This window comes from Streptomyces sp. NPDC002144 (assembly GCF_053593695.1).
This window is the reverse complement of record NZ_JBSFDB010000058.1, coordinates 1-17,987: the sequence shown is the minus strand read 5'-3', so window position 1 is coordinate 17,987 and position 17,987 is coordinate 1. Positions and strand designations below refer to the sequence as shown.

The following is a 17,987-nucleotide window of genomic DNA, read 5'->3' as shown; positions in this document are numbered from 1 at the left end:
CGGTCTTGTGTACCGGGTCTGTACCGACTTCTTCCGGTGTCGGAGTTAGCCGTTAGCCTGGCGCGACGCACTCACATTCGGGATGGGGGACGGTCGTTACGCATGGCCAGGGAATTCCAACGCGGCCACAAGGCCAGGATCAGTGACCTCACCGCGGGCACCGATCTGTACGTAGGCGTGCAGATCAGCGGCCCCGGGCTGACGTTCGACATCAGCTGCTTCGGCCTCGACGCCGACGAACGGCTCTCGGACGACCGCTACTTCGTGTTCTTCAACCAGCCGAAGTCCCCCGAGGAGTCCATCCAGCTCCTGGGCGCCCAGGCCGGTGACACGGAGTCCTTCCGGATCACGCTCGACAGGATCCCGCCGCAGATCCAGAAGCTGTCCTTCACGGCGACCCTCGACGGCGCCGGGCAGATGTCGCAGATCGCCCCCGGGTACATCCGCATCGTCGCGGGCGGCGAGGAGGTGGCCCGCTACTCCTTCAACGGCTCGGAGTTCTCCACCGAGCGGGCCGTGATGCTCGGCGACTTCTACCTGAAGGACGTGTGGCGGTTCGCGGCCGTCGGACAGGGCTTCGACGGCGGCCTGGAGGCGCTGCTGAAGAACTTCGGCGGCGAGGTCATGGAGGAGGAGGCGCCCGCGGCGCCCGCACCGCAGCAGCCGCAGACCGGCGCGGCCCCCGGCTTCGCCCCGCCCGCCTTCGCCGCCCCGGCCGCGCCCGCCCCGGCCCCGCAGCCCGCCCAGGGCTTCGCGCCGCCGCCGGGTTCGACCCCGCCGGCTCCCGCGCCGGCTCCCGCGCCGGACGTGCACGCCGCGCCCACCCTCGTCGCGCCCATGAGCCCGCCCGGCGTCGCCCCGGTCCCGCCCCCGGCCCCCGCGCCCGCGCCCTACGGTCAGCCGCCCCAGCAGCAGCCGTACGGACAGCCCCCCGGCCAGACCGCCCCGCCGCCCGGCTACGGCCAGCCGCCCTCGCCCCCCGGTTACGGTCAGCAGCCGCCCTTCGGGCAGGTCCCGGGACAGCAGACATACGGCGTCCCGCAGGGCGCTCCCCAGGGTGGTGCCGGTGTCGGGGCCGCTCTGCAGAAGTTCAAGGAGACGCCCACCGGGCAGCGCTGGACCCTGCAGAACAGCAAGCTGGTCCGCGTCGACCTCGGCGTCGGCGGCCAGCCCGTGCTCGCCCGTCAGGGCAGCATGGTGCTGTACCAGGGCAAGGTCGACTTCGCCTACAAGGGCGCCGGCATCATGGGCCGGGTGGTGGGCAACGCGACCGGCCAGGAGATGCAGCTGATGCGCTGCACCGGCCAGGGGCAGGTGTTCCTCGCCGAGCAGGCCACCCATCTGCACCCCGTCGAACTCCAGGGCGACGCGATCTGCGTGTCCGCCGAGAACGTCCTCGCCTTCGACGAGAGCCTCCAGTACGAGGTCCGCCGCATCGAGGGACACGGCATCCCCGGGGGCGCGCTGTTCACGATGCAGTTCCAGGGCACCGGCACGCTCGTCGTCAAGACGCACGGCACGCCCGTGGTGCTGCCGGTCACGCCGACCACGTTCGCCGACGCCAACGCCGTGGTCGCCTGGTCGGCCGCCGCCCAGGTGATCGTCTCCAGCCAGGTCCGGATGCGGCGCAACGCCTATCCGGGCGACACCGGGGAGAGCGTCAACCTGCAGTTCCGGGGCGCCCCCGGCAACTTCATCGTCGTCCAGCCGTACGAGGTCTGAGGGAGCCCGTCATGAACCAGCCGCTCGCGGGCTTCGCTCCCGCACCCGTCACCGCCCGTATGGACACCCACGGCGACCACATGCTCAAGGTCGCCATGCAGACCGGACAGGACCTCTTCGCGCGCGTGGGCTCGATGATCGCCTACGAGGGCTTCATCCAGTACGAGCCCAACCCGCCGGCCGTGCGCCAGATCGCCCGGGACTGGATCACCGGCGAGGGCGCGCCCCTGATGAAGTGCTCCGGCGACGGACTGCTCTACCTCGCCGACTACGGCGCCAACGTCGTCGTCATCAACCTCAATGGCGACGGCATCTCCGTCAACGCCACCAACCTGCTCGCTTTCGACGCCCACCTCACCTGGGGCGTGGAGCGGGTCAAGGGGCTCGCGAAGTTCGCCGGGCAGGGTCTGTGGAACACCAAGATCTCCGGGCAGGGCTGGGTCGCGCTGACCTCCCGGGGCAAGCCGATCGTCGTCGACTGCGGCGGCGGCGAGGACGAGACGTACGTCGACCCGGACGCGCTCGTCGCCTGGTCCCCGAACCTCAGGGTGAAGGGCAAGCGCAGCTTCAAGGCGCAGTCACTGATCGGCCGCGGCAGCGGCGAGGCCTACCAGATGGCCTTCTCCGGTCAGGGCATCGTCGTCGTCCAGCCCAGCGAGGACAGCACCGACCGCCTGCGGTTCCGGGGCTGAGGGGGAGCCAGAAACGCCATGCAGAGTCCGCTTTTCGCCTTCAACGACTCGCAGTCCCAGGAGCGCTACAGCCTGCAGAACAAGCAGCTGCTGCGCGTCGCCCTGCAGGGCCACGACGACATCCTCGCCCGCAAGGGCACCATGGTCGCCTACCAGGGGCTCGTCGAGTTCGACGCCGAGTACCAGAGCAACCAGCAGGCACGCGCGCGTGCCTACACCGGCGAGGGCCTGAGCCTGATGCGCTGCCACGGGCAGGGCACGGTGTACTTCGCCAACCTCGCCCAGCACATCCATGTGGTGGACGTCGAGCAGGACGGCCTCACCGTCGACAGCGGCTACGTCCTCGCGATGGACTCCTCGCTGCACCACGAGGTCATCGCCGTCGACAGCCTCTACGGCATCTCCGGCTCGGGGAAGTACCAGCTGAACATCACCGGCCGCGGCAAGGTCGCCCTGATGACCTCAGGGGCGCCCCTGATGATGCAGGTGACGCCCGACAAGTACGTCAACTGCGACGCCGACGCCATCGTCGCCTGGTCGACCGGGCTGCGGGTGCAGATGCAGGCCCAGACGCACTCCTCCGGGGTGTGGCGGCGCCGCGGCAACACGGGTGAGGGCTGGGAGCTCAGCTTCATGGGCAGCGGCTTCGCGCTGGTCCAGCCGAGCGAGCTGCTGCCGCCGCAGAACGCGCAGATCGGGCAGGGCCTCGCCGCGCAGTACGGCATGGGGCAGCACGGGGTGCGGGCGCAGAACCAGGGGAACGTCTGGAGCTGAGCGTCCAGGAAGCAGACGTAAGGGGCGCCCGCTACAGCGGGCGCCCCTTACACGTTCACAGCCGGGCGCGCGTCGCCTCGAGCAGACGTACGACGGACTCGTCGGCGACGTCCGCGACCTCGCCGTACGGGAACCAGCGGACGTCCAGGGACTCGTCGCTGATGGTGACGTCCGCCTCCGGCGGTGCCAGGACGGCGTACTGCACGTCGAAGTGCCAGTGACACGGCGCCGGGATGGGGTGCCGGTCCAGGCGGACGGGGCCGCCCGGCAGCAGCGTCAGCCCGGTGACACCGGACTCCTCCGTCGCCTCCCGCAGGGCCGCCGCCTCCAGCGACGCGTCCTGCGGCTCGCAGTGGCCGCCCATCTGCAGCCACATCCGCAGCTTGCGGTGCAGCGTCAGCAGGACACGCCCGCGCGAGGGGTCGATCACCAGGGCGCTCGCCGTGATGTGACCCGCGTGGCACGCCTTCCACAGGCCGTCCGGGTGAGCCGCCAGATGATCCAGATAGGCCTGGCGCAGCTCTTCCTGGTCCTCGTACCCCTTCAGGACGAGGACCGCGTCGTCGTACAGGCTCACTCGGAGTCGTCGTCCTTCTTCAGGTCCGGCTTCCCGGCGGAGCCGTCCGCCGCCTCGCCCAGCATCTTGTCCAGCTCGGAGAAGTCCAGCTGCTCGCGGTGGACGAAGCCGTCCGGGTCGTCCAGGTCGGAGGCCGTGGGCAGCATGTCCGGGTGGGACCACAGGGCGTCGCGGCCGTCCACCCCGCGCGCGTCCGTGAGCGAGGCCCACAGACGGGAGGCGTCCCGCAGCCGGCGCGGACGCAGCTCCAGGCCGATCAGCGTGGCGAACGTCTGCTCGGCCGGGCCGCCCGTCGCACGGCGGCGGCGCAGGGTCTCACGCAGGGCGTCGGCGGACGACAGGCGCGGTTTCGCGGCCGCGTGCACCACCGCGTCCACCCAGCCCTCGACGAGCGCCAGAGCCGTCTCCAGACGGGCCAGGGCCGCCTTCTGCTCGGGCGTGTCCTCCGGCTGGAACATGCCCTGCTGGAGGGCGTCCTGCAGCTGCTCCGGGTTCTGCGGGTCGAACTGGCCGACCACGTCCTCGAGCTTGGCCGTGTCGACCTTGATCCCGCGCGCGTACCCGTCGACGGCGCCGAACAGGTGGCCGCGCAGCCACGGCACGTGCGCGAAGAGGCGCTGGTGGGCGGCCTCGCGCAGGGCGAGATACAGCCGCACCTCCTCCTTGGGCACGCCCAGGTCCTTGCCGAACGACTCGATGTTCACCGGCAGCAGGGCCGCCTTGCCGGCCGGGCCGAGCGGCAGGCCGACATCGGTGGAGCCGACGACCTCGCCCGCGAGCACGCCGACGGCCTGCCCGATCTGCGTGCCGAACATGGCGCCGCCCATCGAGCGCATCATGCCGATCAGCGGGCCCGCCATGGCCTGCATCTCCTCCGGCAGGACGTCGCCCATGGCCGCGCCCACGCGCTCGGCGACCGGGTCGACGAGCTCCTTCCAGGCCGGCAGGGTCGCCTCGACCCACTCCGCGCGCGACCAGGCCACCGCGGTGCCGGCGCCGGACGGCAGGGACGTCGCGTCGTCGAGCCACAGGTCGGCGAGACGGACGGCCTCCTGGACGGCGTTGCGCTCGGCGGGGCCGACGCTCGTGTCCTTCACACCGTCCGCGGTGCCCTGGGAGACGGTCTGGCGGGCGATCTGCTTGGCCATGTCCCAGTTCACCGGGCCGCCCTCGTACGAGAGCATCTGGCCCAGCTGCTGGAAGGCGGCGCCCAGGTCGGTGGGGTTCAGCGAACCGAACATGGCAGCGAGCGGATTGTCCGCACCGGGGCCGCCAAAGCCCCCGGCGCCGGGCAGCCCGCCGAAACCGAACGGGTTGGCCGGGCCCTGACCACCGCCGCTCTCCTGGTCCTTCTTCTTGCCCTCGTCGCCGTCTTCCGGCTCCTCCGGCGGAAGGCCGAATCCGAATGGGGTGTCACTCACGGGATCCCTCGGCTGGTAAGGCCGCCGGTTGTCTCCGACGGCACGACTGCCCGATAACACCACCCAGCGTAGACACCATGGGCGGTTCGGGCCTCGGTGCTTCGCCGACTCTTGGCCTGCGGCAGGATGGATGCCACCTGGTACGGACGCCTCATGCGCGTTCGTACTGAAGACAACCGCTGGAGACGCCCGGTGAGTTCCCCAGATCCGCAGGTTCGCGCAGCGCGAAACGAGTCAACCCCGCCGACCGTACGCGGACCCGTCGTCGCGGTCACCGGTGCCGCGTCCGGTATCGGGGCGCTGCTCACCGAGCGGCTCGCCGCCTCGGAGGAGATCAAGCAGGTCGTCGCCATCGACGAGCGGCGCGGCGAGTGCGCCGCGGCGCAGTGGCACATCCTGGACGTGCGGGACCCGGCCATCGCGGACAAGCTGCGCGGCGCGGACGCCGTGGTGCATCTGGCGCTCGACCTGGACCTGGAGAGCGATCCCGCCGCCCGGACGGCGTACAACGTCCGGGGGACGCAGACCGTGCTCACGGCCGCCGCGGCGGCCGGTGTCCACCGGGTCGTGCTGTGCACCTCCGCGATGGTGTACGGCGCGCTGGAGGACAACGAACTGCCGCTGTCGGAGGACGCGGAGCTGCGGGCCACCGCCGAGGCCACCGGTGTGGGTGACCTCCTGGAGATCGAGCGGCTCGCGCGGCGCGCTCCACGCGCGCATCCCGGGCTCAATGTCACCGTGGTGCGGCCCGCGGTGCTGGTGGGCGGCACCGACACGGCGTTGACGCGGTACTTCGAGTCGCCGCGGCTGCTCGTGGTCGCCGGGTCGCGGCCCGCGTGGCAGTTCTGCCACGTCGAGGACCTGTGCGGCGCCCTGGAGTACGCCGTCCTGGAGAAGGTGGACGGGGAACTCGCCGTGGGGTGCGACGGGTGGCTGGAGCAGGAGGAGGTCGAGGAGCTCAGCGGGATCCGGCGGATGGAGCTGCCCTCCGCGGTGGCGCTGGGCGCCGCGGCCCGGCTGCACCGGATCGGGCTGACGCCGTCCCCGGCGGGGGACCTGGCCTACACGATGTACCCCTGGGTGGTGAGCGGGAGCCGGCTGCACGACGCCGGGTGGCGGCCGCAGTGGACCAACGAGGAGGTGCTCGCGGAGTTGCTGGAGGAGGTCTCCGGCCGGCACACGGTCGCCGGACGGCGGCTCGGGCGCAAGGACGCGACGGCGGCGGGCGCCGCGGGCGCGACGGTGGCGCTGCTGGGCGCGGCGGCGGTGGTGCGGCGGGCCCGCAAGGCGCGGCGGCGGATCTGAGCCGGGTCCCGGGGCTGTAGGAGGCTCCAAGAGCGCACGCGCGTGTGCCTGGTGAACGTCGTATTCCTCGCCGTCACACGCGTGAGGCACGATGGACGTATGGCACCCACTTACGACCATCCCGGTGAGCGGGCCGCGGGCGACCCCGTCAAGCTCATCGGCATCCGGGAGACCCCGCTCTCCGTCGACGAGGTCTTCCGGGCCGTCGGTGACGACGCCGCCGGCGGTACGGCGCTGTTCGTGGGGACCGTGCGGAACCACGACGGGGGCGCCGATGTCGACCGGCTCGGGTATTCGTGCCACCCGAGCGCCGAGGCCGAGATGCGGCGGATCGCCGAGAAGGTCGTCGCGGAGTATCCGGTGCGGGCGCTCGCCGCCGTTCACCGGGTCGGTGACCTCCGGGTGGGTGACCTCGCCGTCGTCGTCGCCGTTTCGTGCCCGCACCGGGGCGAGGCCTTCGACGCCTGCCGCAAGCTGATCGACGACCTCAAGCACGAGGTGCCGATCTGGAAGCACCAGACCTTCTCCGACGGCACAGACGAATGGGTCGGCGCGTAGCGCCGTCGTTGAGGAGTGGTGGTCGGGCGACGGGAGGGCGGGTCGGCGCGTAGCGCCGTCGTTGAGGAGTGGTGGTCGGGCGACGGGAGGGCGGGTCGGCGCCTGCTGACTCCCTTCGTGGCCTGCTGAGCCTCTTGGGCGTCCGCCGAACCCCCTTCGCCGGTCCTCCGGTTGCGTAACCGCACCCCTGCCGTGAGCGTTGTCAGTGCGGACGGTTAATCTGCTGATCAGTCAGTTCTTGCGGTCGCTCACCGGGGTTGGGAGGTCGGCATGGGAGCGCTCGTCTGGTTGTTGATTCCGCTGATGGCCGGGATCGTCGCCGGTCTGTGGGGCAGCTGGGCCAACCGGACCCGGAAGGTACGCAGCGACGGACCCGAGCTCGACGGGTACGCGCGCTTCCGCGAGGCCATGGAGAAGTCCCACTCCGGTACATGACAGAGGTGGGGCTGACGGTGCGCTGACAGCGTCGTCCCGTACTGTCTTGGCATGCCACGCCGCACCGCGACGATGCTCGCCTCCACCCTGATGCTGATCGCGCTCCTGTGCGCGGGAGTCTTCATCCCCGTGCCGTACTCGGAGATGTCCCCCGGGCCGACCGTGAACACGCTGGGGGACCACGACGGCGAGCCGGTGCTGCAGATCTCCGGTCACAAGACCTACGCGGCGAGCGGGCATCTGAACATGACCACGGTGCGGGTCACCAGCGCCGACTACAAGATGAACCTCGTCGAGGCCGTCTACGGATGGCTCGCGCACGACTACAAGGTCGTGCCGCACGACACGCTCTACCCGAACGGCAAGACCGAGGAGCAGTCGACCCAGGAGAACGCCGAGGAGTTCAGCCAGTCCCAGGAGAGCGCCAAGGTGGCCGCCCTGAAGGAGCTGAACATCCCGGTGAAGTCCTGGGTGATCGTCTCGACCGTGGTGAAGGACTCGCCGGCCGAGGGCCGACTGCACGCCGGTGACGTCATCAAGGCCGTGGACGGCACCGCCGTCAAGCAGCCCACGGACGTGGCCAAGCTGGTGACCAAGCACAAGCCCGGCCAGAACGTCGTCTTCACGGTGGTACCCGCGAAGGACCAGGCCGCCGCCGAGAAGGCGAACAAGACGGCGACCAGGACCGAGGACATCACGATCAAGACCGCCACCTCGGACGACGGTGACCCGAAGCGGGCCATCGTGGGGATCTCGGCGGGGACCGACCACACCTTCCCGTTCTCGATCGACATCAAGCTCGCCGATGTCGGCGGCCCCAGCGCCGGCCTGATGTTCTCCCTCGGCATCTACGACAAGCTCACCCCGGGCGACCTCACCGGTGGCAAGTTCGTGGCCGGCACCGGCACGATCGACGACACCGGCAAGGTCGGCCCGATCGGCGGCATCGAGATGAAGACCGTCGGCGCGCGCAGCAAGGGCGCCCAGTACTTCCTGACCCCGGCGGAGAACTGCGCCGCCGCGGCCAAGGACACCCCCGGCGGGCTCAGGCTGGTCAAGGTGAACACCATCGCGGACGCCCTCGGCGCCCTGAAGGACATCCGCAGCGGTGACACCGCCGCCCTGCCGAAGTGCACGACCAAGGGCTGACAAGCCGGTCCGGTACGACGACGGGGGCGCCCTCGCACAGCAGGGGCGCCCCCGTCGTCGTACCCGAAGAGCTCAGTCCTCGAAGGTCGCAGCCAGGGCCTCGGCGAGGCCGGGCACGAGGTCGGAGCCTGTGAGGACCTCCGTCGGCGCGTCCTTCTCGCGCAGCCTGAGGGCCGACTCGCGGGCGCCGTCGCGCAGGACCGCGACCGTCATCCGGACCTCCTGCCGGTCCGGGTGCTCGGCGACCCAGCGGGCGAGCTTCTTGCCGTCCAGGCCCTCCGGGACGGACGCCTCGGCGGACGGGGGCAGCATCAGCCGCTCCACGGTGAGCGCGCAGCCGGCCACCGCGTCGGGCCAGGCGATGGTGGCGAGGAACTCGTCCAGCGGGCTGTTCGCCGGGATCTCGTCCTGCTCGATGGGGGTGAGACCCGAGGACTCCTGCTCTTCCTCCAGGCCGAGCTGGGCGGCGAGAGCCGGTTCCTCGGCCCGCAGCCGAGCGGTGTCTACGAGGGCGAAGAGGCGGGCGGGCTGGTCCCAGCCGAGGCCGGAGGCGTACTCGTCGATCTCGAGCACGGCCCGGGTGAGCGGGCTCGCCGCCATGGGGGTGTTGGACATGGTCACAATCCTGCCTCGTTCATGGCCGGAATCGGGAACCGAGTAAACGGTGAGTAAGTTGCATAGGTGTGGGCCCGCGATCACGGGGGGCCACGGAGGGGCTCACGAACACGCGGGGGCCTGACGAACCGACAGCGACTTCGAGGTGCGCACCTTGGCTTTCCAGATGCCGGACCGCGGCGGAGGCCCGACGGGGCCACGGATCACAGTGGGCCGCCCGTCCAGGCGAATCCGGGCCCTGCTCATGACACTGGGCGTGCTCGCCGTTCTCGGCATGGCCTTCACCATGTTCGCGGGCTTCTGGACGGACTGGCTCTGGTACCGCTCGGTGAAGTACTCGTCCGTCTTCACCACCACGCTGTGGACGAAGATCGGCCTGTTCTTCGTCTTCGGTGTGCTGATGGCCCTCGCGGTCGGCGTCAACATCTGGCTCGCGCACCGGCTGCGGCCCCCGCTGAGTGCCATGTCCATGGAGCAGCAGAGCCTGGACCGCTACCGGATGGGCATCGCGCCGTACAAGAAGTGGCTGCTGCTCGGGATCACCGCGCTGGTCGGGCTCATCGCCGGTGCCTCCGCCTCCAGTCAGTGGCGGACCTGGCTGATGTGGGTCAACGGCGTGCCCTTCCACCAGAAGGACCCGCAGTTCCACCTCGACGTCTCCTTCTACGCCTTCGACCTGCCCTGGTACCGGTTCCTGCTCGGTTTCGGCTTCGCCGCCGCGATCCTCTCGCTGATCGCCGCCGCGCTCACGCACTACCTGTACGGCGGCCTCAGGGTCACCTCCCCGGGTGCGCGCGCCACCGCCGCAGCGACCGGTCATCTCTCCGTGCTGCTCGGCATCTTCGTCGCGCTGAAGGCGGTCGCGTACTGGCTCGACCGGTACGGCCTCGCGGTCAAGTCCAGCGACTTCAAGGCGACCGGCAACTGGACCGGCCTCAGGTACGTCGACGCCAACGCCTATCTGCCGGCGAAGACGATCCTGTTCTGCATCGCAGTCATCTGCGCGCTGCTGTTCTTCGCCACCCTGTGGCGGCGCACCTGGCAGCTGCCCGTGATCGGCTTCGGGCTGATGGTGCTCTCGGCGATCCTGATCGGCGGCCTGTACCCGGCGATCGTGCAGAAGTTCCAGGTCCAGCCCAACGAGCAGGCCAAGGAAGCGCCGTACGTCCAGAAGAACCTCAAGGCGACCCGCGAGGCGTACGGCATCGACGACACCAAGGTGACCGAGTACTCGGGGACGAGCACCACCAAGGACAAGACCAAGCTGCGCGACGACGTCGACTCCACGGCGAGCATCCGCATCCTGGACCCGAACATCGTCTCGCCGACCTTCCAGCAGCTCCAGCAGATCAGGAACTACTACGCGTTCCCGAACAATCTGGACGTCGACCGGTACAGCAAGGACGGCAAGGAGCAGGACACCGTCATCGGTCTGCGGGAGCTGAACCTCAACGGCATCCCGAAGAACAACTGGATCAACGACCACTTCCGCTACACGCACGGCTACGGTGTGGTCGCCGCCAAGGGCACCGAGGTCGAGGACGGCCAGCCCGTCTTCACCGAGTCCGATCTGCCGTCCACGGGTGACCTGGGCGAGTACAAGCAGCAGATCTACTACGGCGAGAAGACCACCACGTACTCGATCGTCGGCGGTCCCCAGAAGGAGATCGACTACTCCGACGACAGCGGCGAGAAGACCACCAGCTACAAGGGCAAGAGCGGGATCAACCTCGACAACCCGGTCAACCGGGCCGCCTACGCGGTGGCGTTCAACGAGCCGCAGATCCTCTACTCGGGCGCGATCGGCAAGGGTTCGCGGATCCTCTACAACCGCACGCCCAAGGAGCGCGTCGAGGCGGTGGCGCCCTGGCTGACCATCGACGGCGACGCCTATCCGGCGGTGGTGGGCGGCCGTATCCAGTGGATCGTCGACGCGTACACGACGACCAACGGCTATCCGTACGCCTCCCGTACGACGCTGGGCGACACGACGGCCGACTCGCTGACCGCGACCAACAACAACCGCGCAGTGGTGGCCCAGCAGAACCAGGTCAACTACATCCGCAACTCGGTGAAGGCGACCGTCGACGCGTACACCGGTGAGGTCAAGCTCTACCAGTGGGACACCGAGGACCCCGTCCTGAAGACCTGGATGAAGGCGTTCCCGGGCACGGTGGAGCCGAAGACGGACATCTCGCCCGACCTGCAGGCCCACTTCCGCTACCCGCAGGACCTGTTCAAGGTCCAGCGCGAGCTGCTCACCCGCTACCACGTCACCGACGCGCAGACCTTCCTCACCGGCAGTGAGGTGTGGCAGGTGCCGGACGACCCGACCAACAAGTCGGGCAACGCGGTGCCGCCGTACTACCTGAGCATGAAGATGCCCGGGCAGTCCGCGCAGGCGTTCTCGCTGACGACGACCTTCACACCGAACGGCCGGGACAACCTCAGCGCGTTCATGGCGGTCGACGCCGACGCCAGCACCAGTGACTACGGCAAGATCAGAATCCTGAAACTGCCGACGAGCACGACCGTCGACGGACCCAAACAGGTCCAGAGCAAGTTCAACTCCGAGCAGGACATCGCCGCGGCGATCAGACTCCTCAAGGGCGGCGACTCCGACATCGAGTACGGCAACCTGCTGACGGTGCCCCTCGACGGAGGACTGCTCTACGTGGAGCCGGTCTACGTACGCGGTGGTGGACTGAAGTACCCGCTGCTGCGGAAGGTGCTGGTGACCTACGGAGGCAACACCGCCTTCGAGAACACCCTGGACGAGGCCCTCAACAAGGTCTTCGGGGCGCAGAGTTCGACCTCGCCGCCGGACCAGGGGACGACCACCCCGCCGCCGACGTCCAGCAACCCGACGGTCCAACAGGCCCTGAACGACGCCCAGAAGGCCTTCGACGCCGGCCAGGAGGCCCTGAAGAAGAACGACTGGACGGCGTACGGCAAGGCGCAGAAGGACCTCGAGGACGCGCTCAAGCGGGCCGAGGCCGCGCAGTCCCAGGCCGACAGGACCAGCGGCAACGGCAACAAGAGCGGGAGCAGTGCCAAGCCCAGCAGCAGTCCCAGCCCGAGCGGCAGTTCGGGCGGCGGCTGATCAACTGCCCCTCCCGCGTCGTGATACGGTTGCCGAACAACGACGCGGGGTGGAGCAGCTCGGTAGCTCGCTGGGCTCATAACCCAGAGGTCGCAGGTTCAAATCCTGTCCCCGCTACTGCAGTCGAAGGCCCGGATCCTCAAAGGATCCGGGCCTTCGTGATGTGCGAACGGATGTGCCGGGGGAGGGGACCGCCGTGCCGCCTCGGGGAGTCGCGTGCCGTGTGTTTGACTTGTCTCTCTGTGGGCATGTCGACAAAACGCTGAAGTGACCTCACTGGCTGCGGTATACCAGGTGTACCCAGGTTGCAGGTGGTGCGACGATGGACGTTATGGGGGACAAGGCAACTCTGTTCGAGACAGGGCGATTTGTGCAGCCATCCCAGGGGGACGCGGGGGAGGCTGCTGAAGAGGCTGCCGAGGAACTGCGTCAGCGGCTCGCCGCCGAGGCCGGCGACGTCGAGGCGATGAGTGTTCTCGGGGCCATGCTGCTGCGCCGTGGCGATCTCGACGGAGCCGAGCCCCATCTGCGTGCCGCCACCGCCGCGGGCGACCGTGCCGCCGCCAACAACCTGGGAGTCCTGCTGCACCAGCGCGGCTACGCCGAGGAGGCGGCCGGCTGGTGGCGGATCGCCGCCGTCGCCGGATCCGCCGCGGCCGCGCACGCGCTGGGCCGCCACCACCGCGAGCGCGGCGACGAGCCCGCCGCCGAGTACTGGCTTCGGCAGTCCGCCGAGCAGGGCCACCCCCTCGGGGCGTACGCCCTCGCCGACCTGCTGGAGCACCGCGGGGACGGCGGGGCCGAGGAGTGGATGCGGGCCGCCGCCGAGCGCGGGCACCGGGAGGCCGCCTACCGGCTGGCACGCGTGCTCGATCGCAGAGCGGCCGACGAGGGCGAGGACGGGACCGACAACGGTGTCGCGCCGCTGGAGGAGGCCGAGCGGTTCTACCGCCAGGCCGCCGCGCGCGGACACCGCCGGGCCGCGCTGCAGCTCGGGGCGATCCTGGAGAAGCGCGGCGAGCTCAAGGAGGCCGGGCGCTGGTATCTGACCTCCGCCAAGGACGGCGAGGCGCGGGCCGCCTGCGCGCTGGGCTTCCTGCTGCGTGACGCCGGGGACACCGAGAGCGCTGCCGTGTGGTGGCTCAGGGCCGCGCAGGACGGGGACGGCAACGCGGCCAACGCGCTGGGGGCGCTGCACGCCGAGCGCGGGGAGCCGCAGACCGCCGAGCGGTGGTACCGGGCCGCGATGGACGCCGGCGATGTGAACGGCGCCTACAACCTCGGGCTGCTCTGCGCCGAGCAGGGACGGACCGCGCAGGCCGAGCAGTGGTACCGGCGGGCCGCGTACGCCGGGCACCGGGAGGCGGCGAACGCGCTGGCCATCCTGCTGCTGCAGGGCGGGGACACCGCCGGGGCCGAGCCGTGGTTCTCCAAGGCGGCCGAGGCGGGAAGCGTGGACGCCGCGTTCAACCTGGGGATCCTGTACGCCGGGCGGGGCGAGGACGTCGTCGCGCTGCGGTGGTACGAGCGTGCCGCGGCCGCCGGGCACACCGAGGCGGCACTGCAGGTCGGCATCGCGCGGCTGCGCGACGGGGACGAGACGGCGGCCGAGCGGCATCTGCGGTGCGCGGCCGGCGGCGGCAGCGCCGAGGCCGCGTACCGGCTGGCGACCGTGCTGGACGCCCGGCGGCCGCCGGAGCCGGCGCACGAGCTGGGCGAGACGGTGCACGAGAAGACCGAGTGCGAGGAGTGGTACGAGCGGGCGGCTTCCCAGGGGCACCGGCGGGCGCAGGTACGGGTCGGGATGATGGCGGCGGCTCGGGGGGACGTCGTGCAGGCGGCGCGGTGGTACCGGCTGGCCGCGGAGGCCGGGTCGCGCAACGGCGCCTTCAATCTGGGGCTGCTGTTGGCCCGGGAGGGGAGCGAGCCGGAGGCCGCCGTGTGGTGGACGCGGGCCGCCGACGCCGGGCACGGGCGGGCGGCGCTGCGGCTGGCCCTCGTCTACGCGCGTCGGGGCGAGCTGGCGGAGGGGCAGCGGTGGGCCGATCGCGCGGTGTCGCTGGGGCCGGGGGAGGTCTCGGAGCGGGCGGCCCGGTTGCGGGACGCGTTGCGGGAGGAGCTGTCCGCGTGAGGCCGGGGGCCGGGGAGTCGGGACGAGAGGGCTGCTCGTAAGCGATTTGCTTCCCCTGCTGTCGCTGACGTAATGTTGCGTTCACCGACGCGGGGTGGAGCAGCTCGGTAGCTCGCTGGGCTCATAACCCAGAGGTCGCAGGTTCAAATCCTGTCCCCGCTACTGATGGCCGAGGGGCCGGAATCCAGAGATGGGTTCCGGCCCTTCGGCGTTTCTCACGGTCAGGGCGTGCGGCCAACCGCGGCGGAGATCGTCGTCATGCCGGTGGCTTGTGGTTTCGGTTTTGGACACCGATGGCGATATGACGGCCCGTCAGATGCGGGAGCCTGTGGACAGAGAGCACGAAGCCCCGGCACCACAGCGGGGCCGGGGCTTCGGAAGTGCCGTTACGCGGACGCGCAGTTCGGGCAGACGCCGCGGTAGGTGACCTCGACGTCCGAGACCGTGAAGCCGAAGCGCTCGGAGTCGGGGAGGTCGGCGAGCGGGTTGCCGCTCGGGTGGACGTCCTTGATGGCGCCACAGCGGGCGCAGACCAGGTGGTGGTGCGGCCGGTGTGCGTTCGGGTCGTAGCGCTTGGCCCGCTTGTCCGTGGCGACCTCGAGGACCTCGCCGAGAGAGACCAGCTCCCCCAGCGTGTTGTAGACGGTCGCCCGGGAGATCTCGGGCAGCTTGGCGACGGCTCTGGCGTGGACCTCGTCGGCGGTCAGGTGTACGTGCTCGCCGTCGAGGACCTCGGCCACGACGCGCCGCTGCGCGGTCATCCGCCATCCGCGTCCGCGCAGCCGTTCCAGAAGGTCGCTCATGCGATCCAGCCTAACAGAAAGGGACCAGGTCGCGAACGGGTGTGATTTTAGACGAGGTCTAATTCGCGGGACTGGGGAGGGCGGGTCTAGGGGAGAGTGGCCATCTGCTGCCGCGCCGGCGCCCAGCAGCGGATGATGTCGCGGACCGAGACGATGCCGACGGTCTCGCCGCGCTCCAGCACGATGAGGTGGCGGAAGCCGCCGTGCGCCATGGCGCGAGCCGCCTCTTCCAGGGTCCAGGACGGTGCGGCGAAGACGACGTCGGTGGTGGTGTGGGCGTGGGTGCGCTCCGTGTCGGGGTCCTGGCCGAGGCCGACCGCGTTCAGAATGTCCCGTTCGGTGAGGATGCCGATGCCGCCGGCGTCGGGGTCGAGGACCACGGCCGCGCCGACGCGGCGCGCCGACATCAGGGCGGCCGCCTGGCGGAGGGTGTGTGCGGGGCCGATGGTGAGGACCACCGTGCTCATGGCGTCGCGGACGAGCATGGTTTCGAGCCACCTCCTGATGGAATCCGTCCCCGTCGGGCTCCCGGTGCCCGATAGTTCAGGGATTCACAAGTTCACAAGTGGGGGAACTCTCAGAGTGGCAGGTAAAGCGGGGGTCAACAAGGGGGCGCGGGCAGCCGATTGAGGGCGTGCGCGCTCATCTGTGTGTTTCGGTCTGCCTCAGTAGCGCTGGTTGAGATACCCCAGCAACTCGTCGTGCAGCAGGCCGTTCGACGCGGCCGCGTTGCCGCTGTGCGGGCCGGGGCGGCCGTCGAGGCCGGTGAAGGTGCCGCCGGCCTCCGTCACGATGATCGCGTTGGCGGCCATGTCCCACAGGGACAGCTCCGGTTCCGCGCAGATGTCGACCGCGCCCTCCGCGACCAGCATGTACGGCCAGAAATCGCCGTACGCGCGCGTGCGCCACACCTCGCGGGTCAGGTCCAGGAAGCCGCCCAGCCGCCCCTGATCCTCCCAGCCGCTCAGCGAGGAGTACGCGAACGAGGCGTCCGTCAGCTTCGAGACGCGCGAGACGTGCAGCCGGGAGGACGAGGACAGGCTGCGGCCGGTGAAGGCACCGTGGCCCTTCGCGGCCCACCAGCGGCGGCCGAGGGCGGGGGCGGAGACGACGCCGACGACGGGCTGGAAGCCGGTGTCGCCGGCCTCCATCAGGGAGATCAGGGTGGCCCAGACGGGGACGCCGCGTACGTAGTTCTTGGTGCCGTCGATCGGGTCGATCACCCAGCGCCTGGGGCCGGTGCCCTGGATGCCGTACTCCTCACCGAGGACCGCGTCGCGGGGGCGGGCGCGCTGGAGCTGGCCGCGGATGAGTTCCTCCGCGGCCTTGTCCGCCTCGCTCACCGGGGTCATGTCCGGTTTCGTCTCGACCTTGAGGTCGAGGGCCTTGAAACGGTCCATGGTCGCCGCGTCGGCGGCGTCCGCGAGGACGTGGGCGAAGCGGAGGTCGTCGAGGTAGTCCGGCATGTGACGAACGGTATCCGGCGTGGTCGGTGCGGGGCCATAGGGGGCCGACGGGTGATCGGTGCGGGACGGTGCGGGACGGTGCCGGACGGGGCGGGGGATTGGGGCTCGGGGGAGAGGGAGCGCGCGGAGTCGGGTAGTTCTGGGGCGTACCGGCCGAAGGGCGCCCCCGCGTACGTCCGCGAACCCTTGACAGTGCTTCCGTCCGCGTCAAACCTGGGCGCAGAGCCGCTCGCCCCAGGGAGGCGATGATGCCTGCAGCGCGGGAATCCCTACTGGACGCCGCGTACACGGCGCTGGCGCGCCGGCCGTGGTCCGCTGTGCGGATGGTGGACGTGGCCGCGGCGGCCGGAGTGTCCCGGCAGACCCTCTACAACGAGTTCGGCAGCAAGGAGGGGCTCGCCCGGGCGCTGGTCAGAAGGGAGGCGGACGGCTATCTCGCCGGGGTCGAACGGGCCCTCACCACCCCCGCCGACGCCCGCGACCGGCTCACCGCCACCGCCGAGTGGACGGCGTCGGCGGCCCGGGAGAACGCGCTGGTGCGAGCCCTGCTGACCGGCTGCTGGAGCGAACGGCTGCCCTCGCCGACCCTGTCCGCCGTGCCGTCCTCCTCGGCCGTGCCGGCGCAGCGACGGGCGGACGGTCCGTTACCGTCACCCGGCGACTTCGTGGCGATGGTCCGCGACCGGGCCGTGGCGGTGCTGGCGGGACCCAGCGCGGCCAAGCCGGACACGGCCGAACTGGCCCGCTCCTGCGAACTCGTCGTCCGTCTCGCCCTGTCCTGCGTCGCGGCCCCGCCGAGCGAGGGCAACGTCGCGGACCTGGTCCGCACGGCCCTACCCCGGCAGGCGGTCTAGCAGTGGTCTAACACCCCCGCTCCACCGAGGCGCGCCCGGTCTGGGGTCCAGCTGCGCAGGTCCCGTGGGTCATGCCTGGTCGGGCGGTCCAGCTGCGTAGTCCGGTGGTCGTGCTTGGTCAGGCGGGCTGGGTGCGCTCTCCGGTGGGTCATGCGCGGCCTGGCGGTTTAGCTGCGCTATCGGGTGGGTCGTACCTGGTCAGGCAGGCCGGGTGCGCACTCCGGTCGGTCCTGCGAGGCCGGGCGGTCTGGCCGCGCAGTCGGGTGGCTCGTGCTTCGTCAGGCGGTCTAGGTCGTTTCTGATGGCTCTTGGACGGTGTCTCGGAGCCAGATGACGATCGCGGTGACGGTCAGAGTGCCGTTGAAGATGTAGTCACGTTTGT

At 70.5% G+C, this 17,987-nt stretch carries 16 protein-coding genes and 2 tRNA genes; 12 read left to right on the top strand and 6 right to left on the bottom strand.

Features of this window, described 5'->3' with window-relative positions; all coding sequences use genetic code 11:
* Positions 1-102: 102 nt before the first annotated feature.
* The 3 genes from ACWCQ1_RS44495 to ACWCQ1_RS44485 are packed head-to-tail and all read left to right on the top strand — an operon-like array spanning position 103 to position 3,188.
* Entirely contained in the window at positions 103-1,722 is a 1,620-nt protein-coding gene (locus tag ACWCQ1_RS44495) for a TerD family protein (protein ID WP_451029162.1), read from the top strand.
* An 11-nt stretch (positions 1,723-1,733) separates the two neighbouring features.
* Positions 1,734-2,414, top strand: coding sequence for an AIM24 family protein (locus ACWCQ1_RS44490; RefSeq protein WP_133044525.1), 681 nt, complete (start codon positions 1,734-1,736; stop codon positions 2,412-2,414).
* An 18-nt stretch (positions 2,415-2,432) separates the two neighbouring features.
* Positions 2,433-3,188, top strand: a complete 756-nt coding sequence (locus ACWCQ1_RS44485) for an AIM24 family protein (RefSeq protein ID WP_133044526.1) — start codon at positions 2,433-2,435, stop codon at positions 3,186-3,188.
* Positions 3,189-3,243: 55 nt separating this feature from the next.
* On the opposite strand, the gene ACWCQ1_RS44480 is transcribed toward ACWCQ1_RS44485, so the two are convergent.
* Positions 3,244-3,765: an NUDIX hydrolase gene (locus tag ACWCQ1_RS44480; RefSeq protein WP_133044527.1), complete on the bottom strand. Its 522-nt coding sequence runs from the start codon at positions 3,763-3,765 to the stop codon at positions 3,244-3,246.
* Positions 3,762-5,186 carry a zinc-dependent metalloprotease gene (locus tag ACWCQ1_RS44475; protein ID WP_208785499.1) on the bottom strand — a complete coding sequence of 475 codons (1,425 nt, stop codon included), beginning with the start codon at positions 5,184-5,186 and terminating at the stop codon, positions 3,762-3,764. Before ACWCQ1_RS44475 ends, ACWCQ1_RS44480 begins: the two co-directional genes overlap by 4 nt.
* A 192-nt stretch (positions 5,187-5,378) precedes the next feature.
* On the opposite strand from ACWCQ1_RS44475, the gene ACWCQ1_RS44470 reads away from it, so the two are divergent.
* From ACWCQ1_RS44470 to ACWCQ1_RS44455, 4 genes are all read left to right on the top strand, one after another.
* Complete coding sequence (locus ACWCQ1_RS44470; RefSeq protein ID WP_133044529.1) at positions 5,379-6,491, top strand: SDR family oxidoreductase; 1,113 nt, start codon at positions 5,379-5,381, stop codon at positions 6,489-6,491.
* A gap of 99 nt (positions 6,492-6,590) precedes the next feature.
* Positions 6,591-7,049 (top strand): molybdenum cofactor biosynthesis protein MoaE, encoded by a 459-nt coding sequence (locus ACWCQ1_RS44465; protein WP_133044530.1) that lies wholly within the window; start codon positions 6,591-6,593, stop codon positions 7,047-7,049.
* Between the two features lie 270 nt (positions 7,050-7,319).
* Positions 7,320-7,484 carry a hypothetical protein gene (locus ACWCQ1_RS44460; RefSeq protein ID WP_165954872.1) on the top strand — a complete coding sequence of 55 codons (165 nt, stop codon included), beginning with the start codon at positions 7,320-7,322 and terminating at the stop codon, positions 7,482-7,484.
* A gap of 51 nt (positions 7,485-7,535) precedes the next feature.
* Positions 7,536-8,633, top strand: a complete 1,098-nt coding sequence (locus ACWCQ1_RS44455; protein WP_207929810.1) for a YlbL family protein — start codon at positions 7,536-7,538, stop codon at positions 8,631-8,633.
* A gap of 72 nt (positions 8,634-8,705) precedes the next feature.
* On the opposite strand, the gene ACWCQ1_RS44450 is transcribed toward ACWCQ1_RS44455, so the two are convergent.
* Positions 8,706-9,248 carry a PPA1309 family protein gene (locus ACWCQ1_RS44450; RefSeq protein ID WP_133044531.1) on the bottom strand — a complete coding sequence of 181 codons (543 nt, stop codon included), beginning with the start codon at positions 9,246-9,248 and terminating at the stop codon, positions 8,706-8,708.
* A gap of 166 nt (positions 9,249-9,414) precedes the next feature.
* Here ACWCQ1_RS44450 and ACWCQ1_RS44445 point away from each other — a divergent pair, with 166 nt between their 5' ends.
* The 4 genes from ACWCQ1_RS44445 (at position 9,415) to ACWCQ1_RS44430 (ending at position 14,644) form a co-directional block, all read left to right on the top strand.
* A complete protein-coding gene (locus ACWCQ1_RS44445) occupies positions 9,415-12,351 on the top strand; it encodes a UPF0182 family membrane protein (protein ID WP_358594555.1) in 2,937 nt (978 codons plus the stop codon).
* Positions 12,352-12,394: 43 nt separating this feature from the next.
* Positions 12,395-12,468 (top strand) — tRNA-Met (locus ACWCQ1_RS44440).
* Positions 12,469-12,673: 205 nt separating this feature from the next.
* Positions 12,674-14,482 carry a sel1 repeat family protein gene (locus tag ACWCQ1_RS44435; RefSeq protein ID WP_358594106.1) on the top strand — a complete coding sequence of 603 codons (1,809 nt, stop codon included), beginning with the start codon at positions 12,674-12,676 and terminating at the stop codon, positions 14,480-14,482.
* Between the two features lie 88 nt (positions 14,483-14,570).
* A tRNA-Met gene (locus ACWCQ1_RS44430) sits at positions 14,571-14,644 on the top strand.
* Between the two features lie 224 nt (positions 14,645-14,868).
* Here the strand turns inward: ACWCQ1_RS44430 and ACWCQ1_RS44425 are convergent.
* The 3 genes from ACWCQ1_RS44425 to hisN all read right to left on the bottom strand — a co-directional run bounded on the left by ACWCQ1_RS44425 (position 14,869) and on the right by hisN (position 16,751).
* Complete coding sequence (locus tag ACWCQ1_RS44425; RefSeq protein WP_133044534.1) at positions 14,869-15,285, bottom strand: Fur family transcriptional regulator; 417 nt, start codon at positions 15,283-15,285, stop codon at positions 14,869-14,871.
* An 86-nt stretch (positions 15,286-15,371) separates the two neighbouring features.
* Positions 15,372-15,770 carry a CBS domain-containing protein gene (locus ACWCQ1_RS44420; RefSeq protein ID WP_133044535.1) on the bottom strand — a complete coding sequence of 133 codons (399 nt, stop codon included), beginning with the start codon at positions 15,768-15,770 and terminating at the stop codon, positions 15,372-15,374.
* A 180-nt stretch (positions 15,771-15,950) separates the two neighbouring features.
* On the bottom strand, positions 15,951-16,751 hold the full coding sequence (hisN, locus tag ACWCQ1_RS44415) for a histidinol-phosphatase (RefSeq protein WP_133044536.1): 801 nt from the start codon (positions 16,749-16,751) through the stop codon (positions 15,951-15,953).
* A gap of 245 nt (positions 16,752-16,996) precedes the next feature.
* Here hisN and ACWCQ1_RS44410 point away from each other — a divergent pair, with 245 nt between their 5' ends.
* Positions 16,997-17,605, top strand: a complete 609-nt coding sequence (locus tag ACWCQ1_RS44410; protein WP_207929811.1) for a TetR/AcrR family transcriptional regulator — start codon at positions 16,997-16,999, stop codon at positions 17,603-17,605.
* The last annotated feature ends 382 nt before the right edge of the window (positions 17,606-17,987 follow it).